Annotated in this window: 17 protein-coding genes, 2 rRNA genes and 1 pseudogene; 10 read left to right on the forward strand and 10 right to left on the reverse strand. The window is 45.1% G+C overall.

Features of this window, described 5'->3' with window-relative positions; genetic code table 11:
* Positions 1 to 221: 221 nt before the first annotated feature.
* Together QUA45_RS23905 and QUA45_RS23910 are read left to right on the forward strand one after the other, a co-directional pair.
* Positions 222 to 892 (forward strand): annotated as a pseudogene (locus QUA45_RS23905) (IS1 family transposase).
* Between the two features lie 104 nt (positions 893 to 996).
* The gene (locus QUA45_RS23910) at positions 997 to 1,338 is read left to right on the forward strand and encodes a hypothetical protein (RefSeq protein WP_333100776.1); all 342 of its coding nucleotides are present in this window, start codon (positions 997 to 999) and stop codon (positions 1,336 to 1,338) included.
* Positions 1,339 to 1,344: 6 nt separating this feature from the next.
* On the opposite strand, the gene QUA45_RS23915 is transcribed toward QUA45_RS23910, so the two are convergent.
* A complete protein-coding gene (locus QUA45_RS23915) occupies positions 1,345 to 2,217 on the reverse strand; it encodes an ABC transporter permease (protein WP_333100770.1) in 873 nt (290 codons plus the stop codon).
* 237 nt (positions 2,218 to 2,454) lie between these two features.
* On the opposite strand from QUA45_RS23915, the gene QUA45_RS23920 reads away from it, so the two are divergent.
* Together QUA45_RS23920 and QUA45_RS23925 are read left to right on the forward strand one after the other, a co-directional pair.
* Entirely contained in the window at positions 2,455 to 3,783 is a 1,329-nt protein-coding gene (locus QUA45_RS23920) for a pitrilysin family protein (RefSeq protein ID WP_333100768.1), read from the forward strand.
* A gap of 497 nt (positions 3,784 to 4,280) precedes the next feature.
* Positions 4,281 to 5,315 (forward strand): C39 family peptidase, encoded by a 1,035-nt coding sequence (locus QUA45_RS23925; protein WP_333100766.1) that lies wholly within the window; start codon positions 4,281 to 4,283, stop codon positions 5,313 to 5,315.
* 281 nt (positions 5,316 to 5,596) lie between these two features.
* On the opposite strand, the gene nadC is transcribed toward QUA45_RS23925, so the two are convergent.
* Complete coding sequence (nadC, locus tag QUA45_RS23930) at positions 5,597 to 6,460, reverse strand: carboxylating nicotinate-nucleotide diphosphorylase (protein ID WP_333100765.1); 864 nt, start codon at positions 6,458 to 6,460, stop codon at positions 5,597 to 5,599.
* Between the two features lie 193 nt (positions 6,461 to 6,653).
* On the opposite strand from nadC, the gene vapB reads away from it, so the two are divergent.
* The 3 genes from vapB to QUA45_RS23945 all read left to right on the forward strand — a co-directional run bounded on the left by vapB (position 6,654) and on the right by QUA45_RS23945 (position 8,938).
* The gene (gene vapB / locus QUA45_RS23935) at positions 6,654 to 6,878 is read left to right on the forward strand and encodes a type II toxin-antitoxin system VapB family antitoxin (RefSeq protein WP_333100774.1); all 225 of its coding nucleotides are present in this window, start codon (positions 6,654 to 6,656) and stop codon (positions 6,876 to 6,878) included.
* Positions 6,879 to 6,948: 70 nt separating this feature from the next.
* Positions 6,949 to 8,580 carry an AAA family ATPase gene (locus tag QUA45_RS23940; protein ID WP_333100763.1) on the forward strand — a complete coding sequence of 544 codons (1,632 nt, stop codon included), beginning with the start codon at positions 6,949 to 6,951 and terminating at the stop codon, positions 8,578 to 8,580.
* Between the two features lie 130 nt (positions 8,581 to 8,710).
* Positions 8,711 to 8,938: a hypothetical protein gene (locus QUA45_RS23945; RefSeq protein ID WP_333100761.1), complete on the forward strand. Its 228-nt coding sequence runs from the start codon at positions 8,711 to 8,713 to the stop codon at positions 8,936 to 8,938.
* 10 nt (positions 8,939 to 8,948) lie between these two features.
* On the opposite strand, the gene QUA45_RS23950 is transcribed toward QUA45_RS23945, so the two are convergent.
* The 8 genes from QUA45_RS23950 to sufR all read right to left on the reverse strand — a co-directional run bounded on the left by QUA45_RS23950 (position 8,949) and on the right by sufR (position 12,021).
* Complete coding sequence (locus tag QUA45_RS23950) at positions 8,949 to 9,347, reverse strand: transcriptional regulator (protein WP_333100759.1); 399 nt, start codon at positions 9,345 to 9,347, stop codon at positions 8,949 to 8,951.
* Positions 9,331 to 9,630, reverse strand: coding sequence for a type II toxin-antitoxin system HigB family toxin (locus tag QUA45_RS23955; protein ID WP_293125902.1), 300 nt, complete (start codon positions 9,628 to 9,630; stop codon positions 9,331 to 9,333). The genes QUA45_RS23950 and QUA45_RS23955 overlap by 17 nt, the downstream gene beginning before the upstream one ends.
* Positions 9,631 to 9,765: 135 nt before the next feature.
* Positions 9,766 to 9,882, reverse strand: a 5S ribosomal RNA gene (gene rrf, locus QUA45_RS23960).
* 45 nt (positions 9,883 to 9,927) lie between these two features.
* Positions 9,928 to 10,113 (reverse strand): hypothetical protein, encoded by a 186-nt coding sequence (locus QUA45_RS23965; protein ID WP_333100757.1) that lies wholly within the window; start codon positions 10,111 to 10,113, stop codon positions 9,928 to 9,930.
* On the reverse strand, positions 10,091 to 10,246 hold the full coding sequence (locus tag QUA45_RS23970) for a hypothetical protein (RefSeq protein ID WP_333100756.1): 156 nt from the start codon (positions 10,244 to 10,246) through the stop codon (positions 10,091 to 10,093). The genes QUA45_RS23965 and QUA45_RS23970 overlap by 23 nt, the downstream gene beginning before the upstream one ends.
* A gap of 239 nt (positions 10,247 to 10,485) precedes the next feature.
* Positions 10,486 to 10,602, reverse strand: a 5S ribosomal RNA gene (gene rrf, locus QUA45_RS23975).
* A 196-nt stretch (positions 10,603 to 10,798) separates the two neighbouring features.
* Entirely contained in the window at positions 10,799 to 11,206 is a 408-nt protein-coding gene (locus tag QUA45_RS23980; RefSeq protein ID WP_333100755.1) for a hypothetical protein, read from the reverse strand.
* A gap of 116 nt (positions 11,207 to 11,322) precedes the next feature.
* A complete protein-coding gene (sufR, locus tag QUA45_RS23985; protein WP_333100754.1) occupies positions 11,323 to 12,021 on the reverse strand; it encodes an iron-sulfur cluster biosynthesis transcriptional regulator SufR in 699 nt (232 codons plus the stop codon).
* A 188-nt stretch (positions 12,022 to 12,209) separates the two neighbouring features.
* Between sufR and sufB the strand changes: the two genes are divergently transcribed.
* The 3 genes from sufB (at position 12,210) to sufD (ending at position 16,057) form a co-directional block, all read left to right on the forward strand.
* Positions 12,210 to 13,652, forward strand: coding sequence for a Fe-S cluster assembly protein SufB (sufB, locus tag QUA45_RS23990; RefSeq protein ID WP_333100751.1), 1,443 nt, complete (start codon positions 12,210 to 12,212; stop codon positions 13,650 to 13,652).
* Positions 13,653 to 13,934: 282 nt separating this feature from the next.
* Complete coding sequence (gene sufC, locus QUA45_RS23995) at positions 13,935 to 14,726, forward strand: Fe-S cluster assembly ATPase SufC (RefSeq protein WP_333036165.1); 792 nt, start codon at positions 13,935 to 13,937, stop codon at positions 14,724 to 14,726.
* Complete coding sequence (sufD, locus tag QUA45_RS24000; RefSeq protein ID WP_333100749.1) at positions 14,723 to 16,057, forward strand: Fe-S cluster assembly protein SufD; 1,335 nt, start codon at positions 14,723 to 14,725, stop codon at positions 16,055 to 16,057. The genes sufC and sufD overlap by 4 nt, the downstream gene beginning before the upstream one ends.
* Positions 16,058 to 16,208 lie beyond the last annotated feature (151 nt).

A 16,208-nucleotide genomic window follows, 5' to 3' on the forward strand; every position in this document is an offset into this window, starting at 1 on the left:
CTCATCGTTGAGCCTCATAGCTTGCTCGCGGTGCGACCGTTGCCGTTGCTAAATAAACGTTCTGGGGTTGAGACACACAACGCTTTAAGGCTTATTTAGTCTAAACTCCAGTGATTCACAGTAACGGTTTAATATTAAATCAACATAAATTTCCGAATTAAAAGTATAGAATGTCCTAATTTTAAAAGCTGTTTTTTATTAGAAATGGAAAAAGTTATTACATGAAACAGCGATTTAAGTGTAAAGATTGTAGTCTGCAGGAAGATTTAAAAATCTCAATACAAGCAGCTTTCACTCCTAAACTAAATCCTTAATGGAGCGGCTGATTTTATAAAAAACTTCTTGAGCCGGAATTGCTAGATATACGGCGGTATCCCTTCGAGGGCTTAAGAATTATGTAAATAAAAAGTATGCCGAAATTTCTGGAAAAATTTGGGTGATTAAAAAACAGAAAGGTTCATTGAATTTACAGGTAGATGAAATGCGGTCAATAGTCAAAAACAAGCGAAAAAAGCAATGGCTCTGGATAGCTTTCGATCGAAATACCCGTAAAATTGTTGGACTTTATATTGAAGAGCGCTCAAAAAAATCTGCGTCCATGCTCTGCCAATCTTTACCTCCTGTTTATAGACTATGTGCTGTTTGTTATACAGATTTTTGGGAATATTATTCAGAAGTGCTACCTTTTAAAAGACAGCGACTTTTAGGTAAAGAATCGGGAAAAACCAGTCATAATGAAAGACTTAATAATACTTTACGGCAGCGAATTTATCGTTTGGTTCGTAAAACCTTGTCTTTCTCAAAAAACTGCTTTCACCATATTGGGGCACTTTTTAACTGTGGACCTCATTATAATTTTTGCATAAGAAAACGATATCCTTACTGTGCATGACTACCAACGCTAGTTTATGTAGAGAGCCAAAAGCTTGATTATCATTACTATGCAGGACTACCAAAATACTATTGATTATTTTGCCAAACTATAACTGAAAAAAGCTGCAACATGGTTCAGACCTTCGCGGTATCGCCCTCGAAGGCGTTCCAGAGGAACAGGTTAACCCCACCCCGGAAATGGCGACAATTTTGGGTCAAGCTTTTGTGAGTTGGCTGGTGCAAAAAGTCAATAAATCAGTCGCAGAATTAACGATCGCGATCGGGCGCGACAGTCGCCTATCCGGGTCAATCTTAATGCAGCCAGTCATAGCGGGTATCACCTCAGTCGGCAGCCCAGGCTACGACTTTGAAATGGCTTCAACTCCCGCCAAAAGTTTGAGCATACCTGAACAATTTTTAGAGGAGGCACAGTGTCAAATACTGTGCTTGCTGTGTAAGTCCTGAATATTGCTATTTCCTTGCCGCAGCATTGGATCGGGGGTCTAAAGCGTCTCGCAGCCCGTCGCCCAAAAGATTGAAACCCAGAACAGTCAAGGTAATCAGCAAACCGGGAAACAAAATAGTCCAAGGAGACGAAAGAGCGTATCCGCCCTTAAAAGCATCAGAAAGCATTGTCCCCAACTCAGGAACCGGCGGCTGTGCGCCCAAACCCAAAAAACCCAAACCGGCAGCTTCTAGTGTCGCCGTACCAGTCGAAAGAGTTGCTTGTACAACTAGAGGCGCGAGACTTCCCGGCAAAATGTGGCGAAAAATAATCCGCAAGTCGCTGGCGCCCAAGGCCTTGACAGCCAAAACAAATTCTTGTTCCCGCAGAGACAGCACCATACTGCGAGTTAAGCGGATGTAAATCGGAATTTGCACGAGGCTGACAGCGATAATTACGCTTTGCAGGCTCGGCCCGGTGACGGTAACAACGCCGATCGCCAGTAAAATTGAAGGAAAAGCTAGCAAAATATCCGCCAAAGTGCCGATCGCAATTTCCAGCAACCCCCGAAAATACCCGGCCACCAGCCCCAAAAGCGCTCCCACAATTAAACCCGCACCCACAGAAACCAGGCTGACTACTAAAGAGATCCCCAATCCGTGCCACACCCGCACCAACAAATCTCGCCCCAAACCGTCGGTGCCAAACCAATGTTTAGCGCTAGGAGCCACCAAGCGCGACAAATAATCTCGATCGACCGCCGGATCGTAAGGAGAAAGTAGGGGGGCCAACAGTGCCGAGATCATCAGCGCTACAGTCAAAATTAAGCCGATTTTCCCCGAAGTAGATCGCCAAAATCGTTGAAAAGCTGGTTGTGGAAATACTAAGTTTTTATTCAATCTTCGATTTTCCATCGAATGCTGTCACCAAAAAACAGAGGACTTGGGCAACTATTAGGATAAATTAACGATCGCGATCGCAGAAATACGTTAACAAGACTTCTTCCGGGAGACCAAAAACTCGGTGCGTCCATTACCGTCCACATCCAATTACTTTTTCGCGCCAAATGCCGAATGCCTGAGCCCTTCCTTCAAGACCCTTTAAGATATAGAGAACAAGATAAATTTAAAAGCCAAATGACATCAACCCTACTCAAAACATCAGCTCGATCGCCTCTCAACGCCCCAACAATCCGCCATTTCCCCAACGGCCTCACCGTTATAGCCGAACACTTGCCGGTCGATGCTGTTAACCTCAGTGTGTGGCTCAATTTAGGCTCAGCCGTCGAACCCGACGACATTAACGGGATGGCTCACTTTTTAGAACACATGATTTTTAAGGGAACTCCCAGCATTCCCAGTGGCGAATTTGAGCGCGCGATCGAGCAGCGCGGCGCTGTCACCAATGCTGCCACCAGCCAAGATTACACTAACTATTACATCACCACAGCTCCTAAAGATTTTGCCGAACTAGCTCCCCTGCAAGTCGATGTGTTGCTCAACGCCAGCATTCCCGACGAAGCCTTCGATCGAGAACGGCTGGTAGTCTTAGAAGAGATTAGACGATCGGAAGACAATCCCCGCCGCCGTACCTATCAGCGATCGATGGAATTAGCCTTTGAAGTCCTGCCCTACAAGCGACCGGTACTCGGCCCGACTGCGGTAATCGAACAGTTGACAGCGCAACAAATGCGGGATTTCCACAGCAGCAGATATCAGCCAGGGGCCATGACAGCCGTAGCTGTCGGCAATTTGCCAGTCGAGCAACTAATAGAAATTGTCGCAGACAGTTTTGCAGCAAAAAGTACAGCACAACACAACAAAATCAATGTGCCTGCTGTCGGCAACTTTCACCCAGCATCCCAAATTCTGAACTACGGCCAAGAATCGCCGTTTACAGAAACAGTCCGCCGGGAATTTGTAGACTCTGCCCTTCAGCAAGCCCGACTGATCGTGATGTGGCGAGTGCCAGGTTTCATGGAAATGTCCGAAACTTATGCCCTCGACGTTTTGGCGACAATATTGGGTCACGGCCGCACAACTCGCTTGGTTCAGGATTTGCGGGAAGAAAAAGGGCTAGTCTCGTCAATTTCGGTCAGCAACATGACTCAGCGACTTGGCGGTGTATTCTCAATTTCCGCTCAACTACCGACAGAAAACTTGGCAGCAGTGGAAGCTGCCATCGTCCAACACATCCGCACTCTCCAAACCGAACTGGTGACAGATGCCGAAATTTCCCGCATCCGCACTCAAGTAGCAAATCGGTTTATCTTTGGTAACGAAACTCCGAGCGATCGAGCAAGTTTGTACGGTTACTATCAGTCGATGGTAGGAGATATCGCTCCCGCGCTCAACTATGCCGCCTGCATCCAAGCTCAGACTGCCGAGGATCTCCGAGAAGCCGCCGTCAAATATCTCTCTCCCGACGCGATGGGTGTTGTGGTAATTCGCCCGGACGAAGCATAAATCTGACTTCGCCTCAACAGGGGAATTCTGCCATCCCTCTGGTTTTGAGGCATCCAACGGCATTCGGCATTCGGCAGAAACAATGTCAACGCGCACGAGGGATTTTTAGTCAATAGTGCGTGAAATTCGATCGGCCCTCGCCTTGAAGGTTTTGTATCAAATAATTAATATGAAGCCTTTAAGGTACGGACGATCGGCAAAATTACCGTAATTTTATGAGACGAGAAACTGGGAATTATTGACGAGTCAGCAATTTAGTCTAGGGAAGCCGGATCGATCGGCGATCGTAATTCTAAAATCTAAAATCTAAAATCTAAAATGTAAAATCTAAAATCGATTGCTCGGTAAAATTACCGTAATTTTATGAGACGATAAACTGGGAATTATGGACGAGCAAGCAATTTAGTCTAGGGAAACCGGATTTATCGGCGATCGTAATTCTAAAATCTAAAATCTAAAATCTAGAATCTAAAATCGATTGACAGGGGCACGCAAGCATGAAATTACAAAACTTTCTCAACTCAAAAATTAGGTACGATGCCAAAGCAATTGCTGCAGACGACGAACTCAGTGGTCAAATTCAAAGCCGCCTCATTGACCTGGGTTTACTGAAGCCTCCCGTAGACGGAATTTTTGGCCCTCTCTCTACGGCCACCCTCCACCGATTTCAAACTCTGATGAAGTGCGGCGAACCGGGTTTTTTGGGAGCAGTCACAGCCAAAAAGCTGATTGAAACCAAACCAGAGGAGATTCCCACACATCCGCTGATCCTGAAAACGCTCAGAGACACCATTTTTAAATCAAAACCGCTGGCGTCTTCTCAACTTCACGACTCGGAAAAACAAGTAATACCAGCCGGAAAAGAGTTTGAGATTCTGGCTTTTGCTCCGGCTCGCGGTCACATCAGAGTTGCTCTCCGCAACGAGTCTTTCAAAGGTTCAGGAATTTGGTATGTTTTTGGAGCCCACGCTCAAATTACTCAAGAGAGCGTTCTGTTTTTTCCCAAACCGAATCCCCCAACTGTCAGGCTTGGCATTCCTTATCGATCGCAACTGGATAACTTGAATAATCCTACAGGTTCTTGCAATGTAACTTCATTAGCGATGTGTATGGACTTTTTGAAGGTGCCACGGCGCAAACAAACCGGGCAATATGAAGACGAACTCTACGAATATGCGATCGCCAAAGGTTACAGTCGCTGGGACCCCTACGATTTAGCAAAGATTGTTAGAGATTACGGCGCTCAAGATTTCTTTACCGAGAATGCAACTATTGATGACGTTCAAGATTGGCTAGCCAGCGGAAATCCCGCTGTCATCCACGGATACTTCACGTCTTTCGGTCACATTATAGTTGCCTCAGGCTACGACAGCGAGGGATTCTTCGTTCACGATCCCTATGGTGAGTGGTTCCGAAGTGGCTACGATACAAGTATCAGCGGTGCTTACTTGCACTATACTTACCGCTTAATCCGCAGCCTCTGTATGCCTGACGGGAATTTTTGGGTTCATTTTATCTCAAATCATTGTTAAGAGTCATTAGTCATTAGTCATTAGCTAAGAGATACAGCAATTTCCAGGTTTATGGAGTACGGTTGCAAGGGTTTGTCAACCATTTTGGTAAGTGTTTGGGATTAAGGTGTACTCTATTTGCGTGGAATCTGCTGTAAGTTGCCTCTGGAATTATTCGGCGATTCAAATCGCTTAATAGTCAAACGAAGTCGGAGCAGAGGGAGACACAAGAGTAAAATGGCTATTAAAGATTGATTTGGTATTGGCAATATTTTATATCACTAATGACTGCTGACTAATGACTAATGACTTTGAATTTTCATGCTCAAATCCAGCCAAGTCGATCGCGTAATCGGAGCACTGGTAGAAATATAGTCAACTCCGGTTTCGGCTACACTCCTAATTGTTTCTAAAGTAACATTGCCGGAAGCTTCAATTTTTACCCGATCGCTTTTTTGGCGAATTATTACCACAGCCTGCCGCATCAAATCAAAGGACATATTATCTAACATGATAATATCCGCTTTGTGCTGCAAAGCTGTCTCTACTTCAGCCAGAGTTTCGGTTTCGACTTCGATTGTCAGCGGATAGGGGATAGAATTGCGAATTAGGGCGATCGCCTCTGCAATTCCCCCAGCCGCCGCAATGTGATTGTCTTTCACCATCACCGCGTCATCTAATCCCATCCGGTGATTGCAAGCACCGCCGACTTGAGTTGCGTATTTTTCCAACAATCTCAATCCCGGTGTTGTCTTGCGCGTATCCACCAATTGCACTGGTAAATCGGCAATTTTGTCAACATATTTCTGAGTTAAAGTAGCGATGCCGCTCAAACGCATTGCCAAGTTTAATGCTACTCTTTCTCCGGTTAGCAGCGCATCGAAATTGCCGGAAATCTCTGCGATTACTTCTCCTTTTTGGCACAGTTTCCCTTCCGGTACTTGGGGGCTGAAACTGAGGCTGCTGTCTAAAAGTTTAAAGGTGCGATCGGCAATTGGCAATCCGGCAATGACTCCAGCTTCTTTGACAATCCATTTAGCTGTACCCTGGATGCTGTTTGCGGGAAATAAGGCCGATGTTGTGCGATCGCCCCTACCGATATCTTCTAGTAGCCAGTTGTGCAGTAGGGAGTCTAAAACTATCCAAGGCGGTAATATTGCTGTCATGTTTTTGTCGGTTGTTATATCAAGATGATATCTACTAGGAAGAATAGTCGATCGGGTAATTTTAAGCAAGTTGCACAATGATGATGGTGTTAGTGCGATCGGGATTTGGGAGGCGGGGGCGAGCGTACTAGATAATGGGTTATTCTGTTGCTGACGTTGGGCGTTAGTGCTTTAATGGAGTGGATGGGTATCGATCGCGAGTAGAAACCATGATACAGCCAGTCATTTAGAAAAATTAGCAGAACTCCCTGAGTCTCTTCAGACAGAAGTGCTTCATTATATTGAGTTTTTGATTGAAAAGCAGGCTAAAAACTCAACCCAAGAAACGCCCACAAAGCGAGGCGGACTTGGAATTTGGAAAGATAAAATCAGGATATCAGATGATTTTGATGAACCTATCGAAGATTTAAATGATTAACTCTGCTTGACGAGATTGTTATAGTAGAAGTATTGTCTAAAATGACAACAGTCTAAATGGTAACGTAATCATGTCCTTCGATTTTAATATTCCTCGAACTACAGGTGAACCACTCAATATCACTATCAACGTGGGAGACAAAGTTTTTATTATGGGTGCTAACGGCACCGGAAAGTCCAGTCTGATGCAACATTTATATATGAGCCTTCATTATTATGGTCAGACTAATAATAATGTGCGACGGATATCGGCGCATCGCCAAACTTGGTTTTCTTCCACCACAATGGATTTATCGTCTCAGCAAAAGCGAAATTTTGAAAACAATATGCGAAGTGGGGATACTAATCTAGATTCACGCTGGAAAGACGATTATGCTAGCCAACGTGCAAGTATTTCGATTTATGACCTCATTGACGCTGAGAACGTACGTGCTCGCTCAATTGCTGGTGCAGTCGATAGCCAGAATATGGAGTATGCAAAAACTCTTTCCAAAGAAGATGCTCCTATAAAGATTATCAATGAGCTTCTACGTCTTTCAAATATTCCTATTGAGATATCTGTCGGTGAAAACGATCAGGTAATTGCAAGCAAATGTGGAGGTACTCCTTACAGCGTTGCGGAGCTTTCAGACGGCGAACGTAATGCCTTGCTAATCGCAGCGAACGTGTTAACCGTTAAGAGTGGTACTTTAGTGCTAATTGATGAGCCGGAGCGCCACCTTCATCGCTCCATCATTTCACCACTGCTGACACATTTGTTCTCTAAGCGAGATGATTGTGCATTCATCGTATCTACACATGATGTGATGCTGCCCCTCGACAATCCGAGTGCGCGTACCTTGCTCATTCGGGGCTGCACCTACGCGGGATCTTCTGTAAGTGGTTGGGACGTAGATATTGTTCCCCCCGAAACAGAGATTGATGATGACATCAAGAAGGATATCTTTGGTGGGCGTAGAAAGATTCTATTTATAGAAGGCACTGAGAACAGCCTTGATAAGCCACTTTACAGTCTAGTGTTTCCAAATGTCTCCATTATTGCCAAATCAAGCTGTCGAGATGTCGAACATACCGTTTCTAGCATCCGGGACTCTGCCAACCTTCACTGGGTTCATGCTTTGGGCATTGTTGATAATGATCGGCGACCAGAAGCTGACATTAATCGGCTTAAGGAGAAGGGCATATATGCCCTTCCGGTCTTCTCAGTTGAGTCGATATATTACCATCCACATATTCAAGACCTTATTGCACAACGCCATGCAGTCGTTACGGGAAATGATGAATCTAAACTCCTTGCTAGTGCCAAAATCGCTGCAATCGAGGCAATCAAGCCATGTATTAAGCGTCTGAGTGACCGAACTGCTGAAAAGGCAATTCGTGAGGAGTTTTTTCGGAATCTGCCTAAAAAAGAAGACATTAAGGATGGGATACCCATAAATGTTTCTATCGATGTGGCTAAGTTTGTAAAACAAGAGTACGAAAGGCTACAATACGCACTTAATGCTGGTAATGTGGCAGAAATAATTTCCCGATATCCAGTTCGTGAAACACCCGCTTTAGATAAGATTGCAAAGGCTCTGGGATTCCAAAACTGTAAACAGTATGAGGGGGCTGTACGGAAACTCTTAATAGATGACAAAGAGGCTCTAATTTTTGTAAAATCTCTCTTCGGCACGCTAGCTTCTGACATTGAGGCAGTATGATTGCATACAGTTATTTATGTAATAATTCGATTTGTTTACCCTAACCCTAACTTCTCTCACACATCCTTTATTGTTATGATTGTGTTAAAATAAAAACAACTTCAATAAGGGGCAATTATGATAAGTATTTGTGATATTACGCTCGCCCTTATTGCAGCCACTTCCAGAATCATTCTTGCCAGAAGTCAGCGACTACATCGACTTTGTGATGCACAAGCACAAAAATAGAATAGCTGAACCCAAACTCCCAGACGATATTGCTAAAGGTTGGGCTAAAGGGTTCGAGGAAGTCGATCGCTTAAAACTAATGATTAATCAGCCGGAGAGCGAATATCAGCAACTCCTACTCAACAACTAGCGGCTCGCGATTAGAGAAACAAACTAATATCAACGTGGAAAAACTCTGCTAATTTTCTGGCTTCATCTATTTCGATCGCCCTTCCACTAACCAAAACTTGATCGACCTCTGTTTCCGTTCCCAAAACAGGAATCAAATCTGATTTGTCCAAATTTCTCGCATCCATTAAATGTTGCAACATTGAAGCAGCATTTCCTGCAGGAATCGGATAATTTTCAGATTCAAATTTTTCAATCAGGGTTATCAAAAGCTCCAGAAATAGCTCTTCCTCCAGCGATCGCATAGGGCGGTGTTCCAGTTCGCAAGCCAGAGCGATCGCGGCCTCGTTTTCTGCTTCATTTGCGATCGGTTTGGGTTGATACCGAACAAGTAAATCTGTATAAGATTTTGCATCAAAAGTACGGATCATTTTTCCACTCATCCTTATCATACTCAGCGTGAGTCAGAACATATTTGATGTAGATTCTTTGAGAAACGTAAACCAAATCAACAATCAGCCGATATCGATTTCCCTTAATATTAAATACGGTAAAATTTCCGACTGACTCAGCTTTTGGATAAATCTGCTGAACATCAATTAGGTTCTGCCATTGGGCTTTACTTGAAACTCTATACCAGTCATAAAGTGCATCGCAGGAATCGGCATGGCTTTCACAGAAATCTCGCAGGATTTTTCGGCTGATAACACGCATTTCACCCTTGTTTTCCCAACTACACCAGATTTTGTTCTGGACTTACGCACTTGTCATATTATAAACATCTGTAAGTCACCAAAAAACTAAAGCCCTTTTCCGTTGTTGCGGGAAAAGAGCTTTAATTTATTATTAACCTGGCACTGAGCTATTTTACCGGGCAGTGACCCGCCGAGTATCTTCGCCATAGCAACGTTTAACAACCGAGTTCGGGATGGATCGGAGTGGTTCCATTACATCATAAGCACCAGGAAAGCTTTGAAAACTTTTAATCCTGTGTCTGCGTTCTGCTTAATGCTAAGCTTGATGCGCTGCATCTCTTTCGCTCGACTTAATTACTTTATCAAGTTTTCCCCAGGCTGTCAACCCCTTCGTCAAAACTTTTTTTCGATCGCCCGAAACCGTCCCCAATAGCCGAGTGTGACGTATTATTTGCCAGTGGGGTCGATCGACCTTTAACTCACAAGTCCAAAAACGTCGCATCCACACCCTGCTCTGTGCGAATTTTCCCGTGCTTCACAAACCAAGCCACAACCTGCTTAACTGTTAATTGTTCGATCGCACTCTCGGCTTCTATCGCAATTTGCCTCAAAGACCGCAAAGACGCAACGACCAAATTCGTAAAAAAGTTTTCAAAACTAGCATCAAGTTCGATCGACCCAAAATCTGTTCCTGGCCCAGAATATTGAGATTTCTACAAAACTCGCACCAAATACCTCTCCAACAATTCTTGTGGGAAGTTGGGGTTAGGCATCCGGTTGCCCAAGACTTGCTGTTGTGTAGATGAGTAATAACTGCCCAAAAAACTAAAGCCCTTTTCCGTTGTTGCGGGAAAAGAGCTTTAATTTATTATTAACCTGGCACTGAGCTATTTTACCGGGCAGTGACCCGCCGAGTATCTTCGCCATAGCAACGTTTAACAACCGAGTTCGGGATGGATCGGAGTGGTTCCATTACATCATAAGCACCAGGAAAGCTTTGAAAACTTTTTATCCTGTGTCTGCGTTCAGTTTGATGCGCTGCATCTCTTTCGCTCGACTTAATTACCTTATCAACTTTTCCTTTTTCTGTCAACCCCTTCGTCAAAACTTTTTTTCGATCGCCCGAAACCGATGGAATTATCAGGGTTTGAGGTCTAGTTTGGGGGTGCGGTCGATCGACCTTTAACTCACAAATCTAAAAAAGCTGCCTCGCTTCCCTGTTCTCTGCGAATTTTCCCGTCCTTCACAAACCAAGCCACGACCTGCTTAACTGTTAATTGTTCGATCGCCCCTCCCGATTCTGTCGCAATTTGCCTCAAAGGCCGCAAAGACGCAACGACCAAATTCGTAAAAAAGTTTTCAAAACTAGCATCAAGTTCGATCGACCCTTTAATACTCTCATCATTCTTAATCCAATCCATCACCTGCCCATTAGTCACCTCAGCCACCGGCTTCCCAGTCTCCTCAGCAATTTGCTTGAGCACCCTCAAAGCATAAATTGCCACCCGCGCCGAAAACTTTTCCTTCGACGACAACAGCGCCATATCAACTTCCGCACACTCTTCCGGCTTTAAAAAATCTGCTAGCGGTTCCATATATTAAAAATTGGTAATGGCTAATCGGTAATCGGTAATTGGTAATCCCTGACATCCGTGATATCCCTTACACTCATCCGTTGTCGAACTTCCATGCGTGACATCCGTTAAATCCGTTACAAAATCCGTTGCCGAACTTCTTCCTTCCTTCTTGCAATCAAATAACCGCAGCGGTGTTCCCCATTAATAATCGAGTGAGTCCGCTCCACAATACAATCCGGCAAAACCGCTGCAAACATTTCCAACTCATTACCGCAGACACTCGGAAAAGTTTCAGCAACATTAGAAATCGCGCAGTTGTGTTCCATCAACACAAATCGATCGTCCAAACCAGCGCGATCGCACATCCCAACCTCTACAGATTCTACAGGATAACACTCAGCCATGTAACCCTCAGCCCTGCGAAGCTCGACCAACTTAGTCACCCGTTCTTGCAGCGAACCCGTACCGACTAGCCGCCGATAGTCCGTAGCTTTGCGCTGCCACTGTTTTCGCAGGATAGTAATCACTTGCTCGCGGCCGACGGTTTCCGCCAAAGTATCCAAGAAAGAGACTGCAAAATCGCCGTAACGATTCGGGAATCGATCGCGCCCCAGACTGGTAAGCTCATAAATGTGCTGCGGCCGCCCCATCCCAGCCTGAACCGACTGATACTGAATCAGCCCCTCCGCTTCCAAATCCTTCAAGTGACGGCGAATTGCCTGCGGGCTGATATCCAAAGACTCCGCCAACTCAAGAGCCGTCCCCTGCCCCCCCTTGAGCAAATATTCCAGGATGTCTTGTTTCGTGGAAGTCTGCTGAGTAGTCTCCATCATCTTCACAAAAAATTATTAATTTGACTTTGACAATATCACTATTGTTAATGTAGCTTAAAATATAGTAAAGCAACAAAATTGTTGTTTAACTTCCCAGAGCAGTCCAGCAGAACTCGCTCAAGCCCAGACAGGCATTGCCCCGTCTGCCATCCAGAGAGCATTATCTAGAACACTGAACACGCAAAATAATGAGTTCTACCACAGTCAAAACCTTAGTCAACCAGCCCTACAAATACGGTTTCGTCACCGACATCGAATCAGACACCATCCCCCGCGGCTTGAGCGAAGATGTAGTCCGCCTGATTTCCGCCAAGAAAAACGAACCGGAATTCATGCTGCAATTCCGCCTCAAAGCATACCGGCAGTGGTTGAAAATGACTGAGCCCACCTGGCCCCACGTCAACTATCCTGCGATCGACTACCAACAAATTATCTACTATTCCGCGCCCAAACAAAAGCCCAAAAAGCTCAACAGTTTGGATGAAGTTGACCCAACACTGCTAGAAACTTTCGAGAAACTCGGCATTCCCCTCTCTGAACAAAAACGGCTCGGAAATGTCGCCGTTGACGCCGTTTTTGACAGCGTTTCAATTGCGACAACCTTTAGAGAAAAGTTAGCCAAAGATGGTGTTATTTTCTGTTCAATTTCAGAAGCCGTAAAAGATTATCCCGAACTAATAGAAAAATATCTCGGCAGCGTCGTACCAGTCGGCGATAATTTTTTCGCAGCTCTCAACTCCGCCGTATTCAGCGACGGTTCCTTTGTTTACATTCCCAAAGGAGTCAAATGCCCGATGGAACTGTCAACCTATTTCCGCATCAACAACGGAGATTCCGGGCAGTTCGAGCGCACCCTCATTGTCGCCGAAGAAAACAGCTCAGTGTCTTACCTAGAAGGTTGCACCGCGCCGATGTTTGACACCAATCAACTGCACGCCGCCGTCGTGGAATTGGTAACAATGGACAATGCTGACATCAAATACTCCACAGTGCAAAACTGGTACGCTGGCGACGCCAATGGCAAAGGCGGCATTTACAACTTCGTGACGAAACGGGGTTTGTGTCAGGGAGTTAATTCTAAAATTTCTTGGACGCAGGTAGAAACTGGTTCCGCGATTACTTGGAAATATCCGAGTTGCGTGTTAGTGGGCGACAACTCGGTAGGCGAATTCTACTCGGTAGCGCTGACAAATAACAAACAGCAAGCTGACACCGGCACCAAAATGATCCACGTTGGTAAAAATACTCGCAGCACTATTATTTCTAAGGGAATTTCTGCGGGTAATTCATCCAACAGCTATCGCGGCTTAGTGAAAATGGGACCGAATGCTAAAGGCTCTCGCAATTACTCTCAGTGCGATTCCATGTTGATTGGGGATAACGCTCAAGCGAATACTTTCCCTTATATTCAAGTGCAGAACCACACTGCTAAAGTGGAACACGAAGCTTCGACTTCTAAGATTGGCGAAGAGCAATTGTTCTTCTTCGCACAGCGGGGGATTTCCGCAGAAAATGCTATTTCGATGATGATTAGCGGTTTCTGTAAAGATGTTTTCAATCAGTTACCGATGGAATTTGCAGCGGAAGCTGATAAGCTGTTGAGTCTGAAACTGGAAGGAAGTGTCGGATAATTTTCGCGGCCAAGAAACCCTTTCAGGCCGAGTCCATCGGTGACGACTTAAGCTCCCCGTCCGCCAGGGAATGAATTCCTTGGCTAATAGCTAAACTCCTCTAAACAGGACTAATGAGTTTAAAAATTTTCTTCTCAGTCCTCTTCAGAGGACTTTAGCTTTGAGACAGGGAATTCATTCCCTGGCGGACTATCGGTTTAACGTTAATTGGTCACCAAGGGACAGAGCCTAGGAACGAGAAGAAAAAACTGTAAAGTGCATTGAGGAAAAGGACAAAAATAGATGATTGTAGAAAATAGTCAAGTGGTGCTATCCGTCCGCGATTTAACAGCGAATGTGGAAGATACCCAAATCCTTAAGGGTTTGAATCTGGAAATTAAATCTGGTGAAATTCACGCGATTATGGGCCCGAACGGTTCGGGAAAAAGCACTTTATCCAAGATATTAGCTGGTCATCCTGCTTATACGGTAACGGGCGGAGAAGTTACTTTTTTGGGCCAAAATTTGCTGGAATTAGCGCCGGAAGAACGTTCTCTGGCTGGCGTATTTCTGGCTTTTCAATATCCTTTGGAAATTCCCGGCGTTAGCAATCTGGACTTCTTGCGCGTGGCTTACAATTCTCACCGCAAACATCGCGGCTTGGAAGAATTGGATGCTTTTGATTTCCAAGATTTAATCGAGGACAAGCTGGATATTGTCAAGATGAATGATTCTTTTTTAGGCCGCAGTGTTAATGAGGGTTTTTCCGGCGGCGAGAAAAAGCGGAATGAAATTTTGCAAATGGCGCTCTTGGAACCGAAATTAGCTATTTTGGATGAGACTGATTCGGGTTTGGATATCGATGCTCTCAAGATTGTCGCCGGCGGTGTGAATCAGTTGTCAACGGCTGAAAATTCGATGTTGGTGATTACTCACTATCAGCGGTTGCTGAATTACATTATTCCTGATTTTATTCACGTCATGGAAGCGGGCAGAATTATCTTGACTGGCCCGAAAGAGTTGGCGCTCGAATTGGAAGAGCGCGGTTATGACTGGGTTGTGGAAGAGGAAGCAGCAGGAGTAGGCGCGCGATGATGAATACGCAAGTTGCTACTAGAGAAATATTTTTGACTGGCTTGGTAAATCAGTGCGAAAAGTTGGGTGCTGCTCATCTCAAAAGTTCTGTTTACGGGTTGGATGATTTGCGGGACATTGCGGCTCAATACGTGCTTTCTTCTCCTTTTCCGACAGTTAAGGATGAAGAATGGCGTTTTACTGATTTGTCGCCGCTGTTACAAATTCCGTTGCATTTGCCGACCAGCAATCAGTCAGAAATTAAGCTGTCTGATATTACGATCCCTGTGAAAGATAAGGCAGATTTACCATTGAGATTGGTCTTTGTCAATGGTTTTTATGCGCCGCATTTATCAACGCTGAATTTGTCGAATTTGCCGATCGACTTTTACGCAGGTAATCTATCCAATGTACCCGAAAAATACCAAGGGCACATCAGCGAGGTTTTGAGCAAGCACAGACAGCAAACCGAGGTGTTTACCGCGCTGAATACTGCGGGTTTGGCGGATTCTGCGGTGGTGTTCGTGCCGGCCAATATGTCGATCGATCTTCCGATTTACTTGCTGTTCCTGACAGCCCCTGGTGCCTCTCCCACGATGTCCCAGCCGCACTGCTTAGTCATAGCTGAGCCTGGAAGCAATGTCACGCTGATTGAGGATTACGCAACTATCGGTAATGTCCCTGCATTTACGAATGCTGTAACGGATGTTGTTGTCGGCGAAAACGCCACTGTGAATCACGTTCGGCTGCAGCGGGAAGGTGGGGAGGTTGTTCATATCGGCAAAAGTGCGATCGAGCAATCTCGCAATAGCCGTTATACTAGCCATGCTATCAGCTTGGGAGGCAAAATATCGCGGCACAATTTAGAAGTATTTCAGCGCGGAGAAGGCACTGAAACCACACTCAACGGCTTAACCGTAGTTTTTGGCGAACAGTTATCAGACACTCACAGTTTGATCGATTTCAATCACCCCCACGGTACAAGCCGCCAATTGCACAAGTGCATTATCGGTAACAAAGCTCGCGCTGTATTTAACGGCAAAGTTTTCGTTCGCAAAGCCGCACAATTGACCGATGCGGGACAGTTAAGCCGGAATTTGTTGCTGTCGCCGAGAGCTCGCGTAGATACCAAGCCGCAGTTAGAAATTGTCGCCGACAACGTTAAATGTTCCCACGGTGCAACTGTCAGCCAGTTAGAAGATGATGAACTTTTCTACTTGCAAAGTCGCGGTTTGGATTTAGAAAGAAGCCGCTATTTGCTGATTGATGCTTTTGCGGCGGAAATGCTCAATCAATTACCGATTCTGGGCGTGGCGAAAATGCTTTCTACCTGCGTGGCTGTCCAAGGATAACTCATACAAATGAGGATACAGAGGACACAGCACTGCTGTGTCCCTACAACATCTTGCACCATTTTTAACAGCCTGTAGATACTGTCTTGATCTGTCAAGGGGTAGCGAGCAAATAAGTTGGATCGAAAGGCTTTTGGGACTTTAAAATACC

The organism is Microcoleus sp. Pol12A5, assembly GCF_036701435.1.
Classification (GTDB): Bacteria; Cyanobacteriota; Cyanobacteriia; order Cyanobacteriales; family Microcoleaceae; genus Microcoleus.

Excerpts from the sequence above, each read along its gene's own strand:
- QUA45_RS23920 (WP_333100768.1), top strand. The coding sequence starts at position 2,455 with ATGACATCAACCCTACTCAAAACATCAGCTCGATCGCCTCTCAACGCC.
- QUA45_RS23925 (WP_333100766.1), top strand. The coding sequence starts at position 4,281 with ATGAAATTACAAAACTTTCTCAACTCAAAAATTAGGTACGATGCCAAA.
- nadC (WP_333100765.1), bottom strand. The coding sequence starts at position 6,460 with ATGACAGCAATATTACCGCCTTGGATAGTTTTAGACTCCCTACTGCAC.
- QUA45_RS23940 (WP_333100763.1), top strand. The coding sequence starts at position 6,949 with ATGTCCTTCGATTTTAATATTCCTCGAACTACAGGTGAACCACTCAAT.
- QUA45_RS23950 (WP_333100759.1), bottom strand. The coding sequence starts at position 9,347 with ATGATCCGTACTTTTGATGCAAAATCTTATACAGATTTACTTGTTCGG.
- QUA45_RS23955 (WP_293125902.1), bottom strand. The coding sequence starts at position 9,630 with ATGCGTGTTATCAGCCGAAAAATCCTGCGAGATTTCTGTGAAAGCCAT.
- QUA45_RS23965 (WP_333100757.1), bottom strand. The coding sequence starts at position 10,113 with ATGCGACGTTTTTGGACTTGTGAGTTAAAGGTCGATCGACCCCACTGG.
- QUA45_RS23980 (WP_333100755.1), bottom strand. The coding sequence starts at position 11,206 with ATGGAACCGCTAGCAGATTTTTTAAAGCCGGAAGAGTGTGCGGAAGTT.
- sufR (WP_333100754.1), bottom strand. The coding sequence starts at position 12,021 with ATGATGGAGACTACTCAGCAGACTTCCACGAAACAAGACATCCTGGAA.
- sufB (WP_333100751.1), top strand. The coding sequence starts at position 12,210 with ATGAGTTCTACCACAGTCAAAACCTTAGTCAACCAGCCCTACAAATAC.
- sufC (WP_333036165.1), top strand. The coding sequence starts at position 13,935 with ATGATTGTAGAAAATAGTCAAGTGGTGCTATCCGTCCGCGATTTAACA.
- sufD (WP_333100749.1), top strand. The coding sequence starts at position 14,723 with ATGATGAATACGCAAGTTGCTACTAGAGAAATATTTTTGACTGGCTTG.